The following is a 6,109-nucleotide window of genomic DNA, read 5'->3' on the forward strand; positions in this document are numbered from 1 at the left end:
AATTATGACTAAGGGGGGAGGCGGAAAAGAGAATAGAGAAGCTGAAAGATGGGGAAACTGAAGATTATTGAGAGGAAACTAAAAGAGACCTCTCAAAAAGAAAGGACTCTTTTGTTACGGTAAGCTAATTTAGCAAACCATAGACTATCACCCGAATTTAATATAAATATAGCAAATGTAAAAAGATTGTCAAGTATTTTATGGTGGAATTGTGGAAAACTTTTATCGTAAATGAGAACAGCTCCGGTGGAGCGGACGGGGATCGAACCCGCATTATTCGGGTGATAGCCGAAAGGTTTACCAATTAGCCTACCGCCCCGCTTTTCCGGAACTGTATTTTCCATCATATCATAGAAAATTTGAAAATAAAAAATCTAATATAAATGAATAAAGCGGAGGCGGAAAAGAGAATAGAGAAACTGAAAACGGTGATTAATCATCACCGCTATCTTTACCATGTCTTGGATAAACAAGAAATTTCCGAAGATGTTTTGGATTCCTTAAAGCACGAGCTTTTTTCCTTGGAACAGAAATTTCCTGATTTGATAACTCCTGATTCTCCGACCCAAAGGGTGGCTGGAAAAGCGCTTGAACAATTTGAAAAAGTCCGGCACAGCCAGCCGATGCTTTCCATAGAAGATATCTTTGTTGAAGAAGAGCTTTACGATTGGGAGAATTATTTAAAAAAACTTATCCCGCAGAATGTTGATCCGGAATACTTTTGCGAATTGAAAGTTGACGGTTTTGCCGTTTCCTTAATTTATGAAAATGGAATTCTGAAAACCGGCGCCACTCGGGGAGATGGAAAAGTAGGGGAGAATGTCACTCAAAACCTAAAAACCATCCCCAGCATCCCGATAAAACTGGAAACGGGCGAGGGCGGGCCTCGACCGCTTTCGGGCAGAGTGGAGGTGAGAGGCGAGGTTTATATGGAGAAAAAGGCCTTTGAGGCTTTTAAGCCGTTTTATTCCAATCCGAGGAATTTGGCGGCCGGCTCCATCCGCCAGCTTGACCCGAACTTGGTCGCCGGCAGGCCGTTGAAGTTCCTGGCTTACAAGCTGATTACTGATTTGGGCCAAAAAAAACATTCCGAGGAGCATCAAATTCTTTCAGCCTTGGGATTTAAAACCGACTTGGGCAAAGTCTGTAAAAACATCAGCCAGGTTCTTGATTTTCGGAAAGAAATTGTTGAAAAAAGAGAAAAATTTCCTTTTATGATTGACGGGGTGGTCATCAATGTCAATGATAATTTTTTGTTTGAAAAATTAGGAGTGGCCGGGAAAAGTCCGAGAGGGGTCAGGGCCTTTAAGTTTTCTTCCAAGAAAAATGTCACGAAAATTCTGGACATAAAAATTCAAGTCGGCAGAACCGGAGCTATTACTCCGGTTGCCAAGCTGGAGCCTGTTCAGATAGAAGGAGTGACTATCACCAGAGCCACTCTCCACAACGAAGATGAAATAAAAAGATTGGCGGTCAAAATAGGGGATACAGTTGTGGTGGAAAGGGCCGGGGATGTTATTCCGGCGGTGAAAAAAGTTTTTACTGAACTAAGAACCGGAAAAGAAAAAAGTTTTGTTTTTCCGAAAAAATGCCCTATCTGCGAGACTGAGCTGGAGAGGCCGGCGGGCGAGGTTATTTGGCGCTGTCCCAATCGGAATTGCGGAGCCAGAAAAATAAAATCCTTATACCATTTCGCTTCCAGAAAAGCTTTTAATATTGACGGGCTCGGCCCGAAAATCATCAATCAATTGTCCGACAACAATTTAGTTTCCCAGCCGGCAGATTTTTTCGCCCTGAAAGAAGGAGACCTTGTCCCGCTGGAAAGATTTGCGGAAAAGTCAGCTAAGAATTTGGTTTTGGCCATAGAGGCGAGAAAGAAAATCGGCTTGGCGGAATTTATTTATTCTTTGGGCATTAGAAATGTCGGCGAGGAAACAAGCCGAGATTTGGCTGAATATTTCAAGACATTGGAAGGATTGAAAAAAGCGCCTCTGGCTGATTTGGATAATATAAAAAATTTAGGTTCAGTGGTAAGCTCGTCTGTTTTTGATTGGTTTCATAATAAAAAGAATCTGGAAGTTATAGAGAATTTAATAAAAGCCGGCATAAGAATAACAGAGACCCGATCTCTGCAGGAAACAGAGACCCGATCTCTGCGGGAATCTCTGCGGGAATCAAGAGGGGATGGGCCCTTGCTGTCCAAGAATTTTGTTTTGACCGGAGTTTTGGAAAAGATGACTAGGGAGGAAGCGGAGAAAAAAATAAGAAGTCTGGGAGGAAAAGCACTGGATGCGGTTTCAAGAAAAACAAGTTATGTTGTTGCCGGAAGCGAGCCGGGAATGGTAAAAATAAATAAGGCCAAAGAATTGGGGGTGAGGATTATTGATGAAAAAGAATTTCTTGATATGATTAAATAATTATGGATTTTATTGTTTCTCACTTTAAACGCCTGGATTGGATACTGATAATAACAGCGATGTTATTGTCCGGCATCGGCCTTGTTTTTCTTTACAGCTCCTGCCTTGGAGGAGGGGATTTTTATGATTTTCAGAAACAATTCATTTTTCTTTTGATTGGTATTTCTTTGATGTTCGGTGCTAGTTTTTTTGATTGGAGAAATCTGAAAGAAGATTCCCGCTTAATCTTAGTTCTTTATTTTATTTGTATTGCGGCTTTGGCCGGGATACTTCTTTTCGCTCCGGAAATAAGGGGTATTAAGGCTTGGTATAAAATAGGGCCTGTTTCTTTTGACCCGATAGAAATAACAAAGATTGTTTTGGTGATTTTATTGGCCAAATATTTTTCCAACCGTCACATTGAAATGTACAGAGCGAGGCACATTATTCTTTCCGGATTTTATTTTTTGTTTCCGATTCTTCTGATTTTTTTCCATCCTGATTTGGGCTCTGTCTTAATTCTATCCGTCCTTTGGCTGGGCATGCTTATTGTTTCAGGAATTCCTCTTCGCCATTTCTTGGCCTTGCTGGCCTGCGCGGTTCTGGCCTTTTCTCTCTGCTGGGCGACTGTTTTAAAAGATTATCAAAGGGAAAGAATTTTGAGTTTTGTAAATCCGATAGACCCTTTAGGAATGTCCTGGAATCAAAATCAGGCGAAAATTGCCATCGGATCAGGAGGGGTTTGGGGCCAGGGAATCGGCAAGGGCTCCCAGACTCAATATGGATTTTTACCCGAGACTCGGACTGATTTTATCTTCGCCTCCATTGCCGAGGAAACCGGTTTAGCTGGGGTAGGGGTTTTGCTTTCTCTTTTCTTTATTTTGCTTTGGAGAATAATAAAAATTTCCCTTTTAAGCGAGAATAATTTTTCCCGGCTTTTCTCGGCCGGCATAGCCATTCTCATTGTTTCTCAAATTTTTATCCATATCGGCATGAATATCGGACTTTTGCCGATTATCGGCATCTCTCTGCCTTTTGTCAGTTATGGAGGGAGCGGTTTAATTATGTTTTTTCTGGCGATAGGCATTCTTCAGAGCATAAGAATGAGGTAAAAATTTTGTAAAAAGTTATCCACAGGAGAAGGGCTTTGAGTCCTGTTTTTTTTAAGGTAAGATATAGGGGAAAGACAATCATATCGGGTAACCGATTAAAGCGTAAATGGAGAAGGCAAAAAAAATTTTTATTTCCCTATTAGAGGCAACAAAATATTGCGACCATTCACAGGAGTATTTGAGTTTGAGGGCTAGGCAGGGGAAGCTAAAAGCGGTTAAATTTGGCAGGAATTGGGTTATGAAAAAAGAATGGCTGAACGAATACATTCAGAATTTTAATGGCAACGAAGAAGCATCAGATATTTCTACCCCTGCCCTTACATCTGTTGCATCCGCCCCTGCTTTTGAAAATAAAATTATGGAAATTCCCAAAAAAAATAATTTTTTTGATTCTTTGTTTTTGAAACTGGCGTTGGCGCCATTGGTAATGCTTTTATTTTTAGGATTGGCTGTAGCAGTTAATGACGAGTCTTATAATGAAAAAATTCTTGGTTTTATTTCTTCCGTTTCCATAAATATTTCTGAAGCAGGAGTGGCGATGTCTGAAGCGGGGACAGCGCTTAGTGATGGCGTCTATGATTTCAATCAAAATCTTGACGATGGCTTGGCTGATCTTTTTACTGATGTAAAAACTTTTGCTGAAAACACAGTTGGCGAAACTGCTGACAAGACAGCCACCAATTACCAGTTGGCATCTTTGTCTTTCTCCGGAGGCGTCGTTTCTTTTTCCGGCAGCATCGTTTCTCAACTTGCAGGTTTGAAAAATAATTTTCTTGACGGCTACGATTTCGCTGACAGCTGTGTTGAAGACGGGGTAGCATCCATTTTTATCAAAACAGGATCTGATGGGATAACTCCTGTTGAAACAAAATCATTGGCGATGTTGGGAAATGATGTCGCTGGAAATGTTAAACAATATTGGCGCTGGGTATTTGCCCAAGCTTCTGAAAAAAGCAATGAGACAAAAAATAATTATCAGTTGGCTGATAACTACATTGAGGAAAAAGTGGCTAATGCAGTTTATGGCATAATTGATAGCGCATCCGGCAATGTTTCCGGTTTTGCCTTAGTTGTTAACGGAGGAGTCTATGATTTTAACAGAAGTTTTGATGGTGGCGTTTCCTTTATTTTCAACGAAGCGAAGAATAAGTTTAATGTTCTTGGCAAGACATTCGGTTCTTATGGGACTGAAGTCACTCAAAGCACCAAGGAGGTTCCGCAGGTTGTTGTTCAGGAATTTGCGCAAGGTCAGAAAGAAACCGTGGTCAGGGAAATAGTTTCCGGTTTGAGCGATAAAGACTTAGCCGCTCTCCGTAATGAATTTAATTTGAAAATTTTTGATTTAGGCGCTCAAGTTCAGGCGTTAAGAGTCGGCGGAGGGGGAGTTGGTCAGATTATTCAAGGCGGTCAATGTCAAACCTGCAAGCAATGCGATAATTGTAAAGAAACAGTCATAGAAAGAGTGATAAGTAACATTACTCAAATAAATCCCGTAACCCAGACAACGACCAATACTATTACAGTTGATAACACAGCCCTTGAAAGCGTAAAGGCGGATGTTACTGTTTTGAAAACAGACACAACTACCTTAAAGACAGACGTCGCCTCCCTTAAACTGGGAAATTTTAGCGCTATTAATGTAAGCGGGTTATCTTCGTTGAATGTACTGAATGTCAATAGTTCAACTATTCTTGGAGACGCTTCTTCCGATAATTTAGTGGTTAATGCTGTTTCAGAATTTAAAGCGCCGGTAACTCTTTCCGCTGATGTTATTTTAGGAAGCGGGAAGAAATTAACTCTTTCAGACATTACTATCGGTTCGCTTGTTTTTGCCGGGACAGGCGGGCTTGTTTCTCAAGACAACAGTAATCTTTTTTGGGATGATACTAATAATCGTTTAGGAATCGGCACGGCGACGCCTCAAAAAACAATGGATATCAGAGGAGATTTGTTCATTCCGGCAACAGACACGGCGGTTGATTGCGACGGTTCAACCACTACCGCCGCCGGTACCTGTTCTACTACTGGCGACAATGCCACTTTGGTTGCTCTCGGGTCAAATAAATTGGATTTTGATAATGATGGAGTTGCTGACAGTCAGCCATTGTGCGTCAATTCCCTTACCTCTCCTACTATAATAGCTAAAGATGATGACAACAATTGCGCTAATGGAGCTGGGACAGGGACAGGGACAGTGATTTTAGGGACTTTGGGCGGGACGGAAATAATTACTGCTACATCGGCGTGGGCTTTTAAAGATGGTGACGGTGATGGATTTTTAGATGACGGAGAGGATTTATATATTGATAATGCGCCGGCTTTAAAATATTATGCCAGCGGAGGGACTAAATTTATTTTTGATTCAATCAATGGCGTTGTCGGCATTGGCGCGACAGCTCCGGCTGCTAAATTAGATATTTTTGGTTCCGGCGCCCAGCTTCGGCTTTCTTACGATGGATCTAATTATTCTACTCTAAATACCGGCGCCACCGGCGATTTGACTATCGCGCCGAGTGGGGGAGATGCTTCTTTCACCGGCAATGTTTTACCGTCAACTGATTCAACTTATAATTTGGGTTCTGACAGTGTGAGGTGGGCAAA

Annotated in this window: 3 protein-coding genes and 1 tRNA gene; 3 read left to right on the forward strand and 1 reads right to left on the reverse strand. The window is 41.5% G+C overall.

The genetic code is table 11. The features are described 5' to 3' along the window. Positions 1-244: 244 nt before the first annotated feature. A tRNA-Asp gene (locus COS96_00750) sits at positions 245-319 on the reverse strand. A 64-nt stretch (positions 320-383) separates the two neighbouring features. On the opposite strand from COS96_00750, the gene COS96_00755 reads away from it, so the two are divergent. From COS96_00755 to COS96_00765, 3 genes are all read left to right on the forward strand, one after another. Beyond that, complete coding sequence (locus COS96_00755) at positions 384-2,417, forward strand: NAD-dependent DNA ligase LigA (GenBank protein ID PIU44103.1); 2,034 nt, start codon at positions 384-386, stop codon at positions 2,415-2,417. Between the two features lie 11 nt (positions 2,418-2,428). Beyond that, complete coding sequence (locus COS96_00760) at positions 2,429-3,508, forward strand: hypothetical protein (protein ID PIU44105.1); 1,080 nt, start codon at positions 2,429-2,431, stop codon at positions 3,506-3,508. A 106-nt stretch (positions 3,509-3,614) separates the two neighbouring features. Further along, positions 3,615-6,109: hypothetical protein (locus COS96_00765; GenBank protein ID PIU44104.1), on the forward strand; the 2,495-nt coding region annotated here is incomplete at its 3' end.

The sequence above is a fragment of the Candidatus Nealsonbacteria bacterium CG07_land_8_20_14_0_80_39_13 genome (assembly GCA_002779355.1).
In the GTDB taxonomy this organism is placed as follows: Bacteria; Patescibacteriota; Minisyncoccia; order Minisyncoccales.

Bases quoted from the DNA above. Each gene is read 5' to 3' on its own strand.
- COS96_00755 (PIU44103.1), top strand. From the start codon at position 384: ATGAATAAAGCGGAGGCGGAAAAGAGAATAGAGAAACTGAAAACGGTG.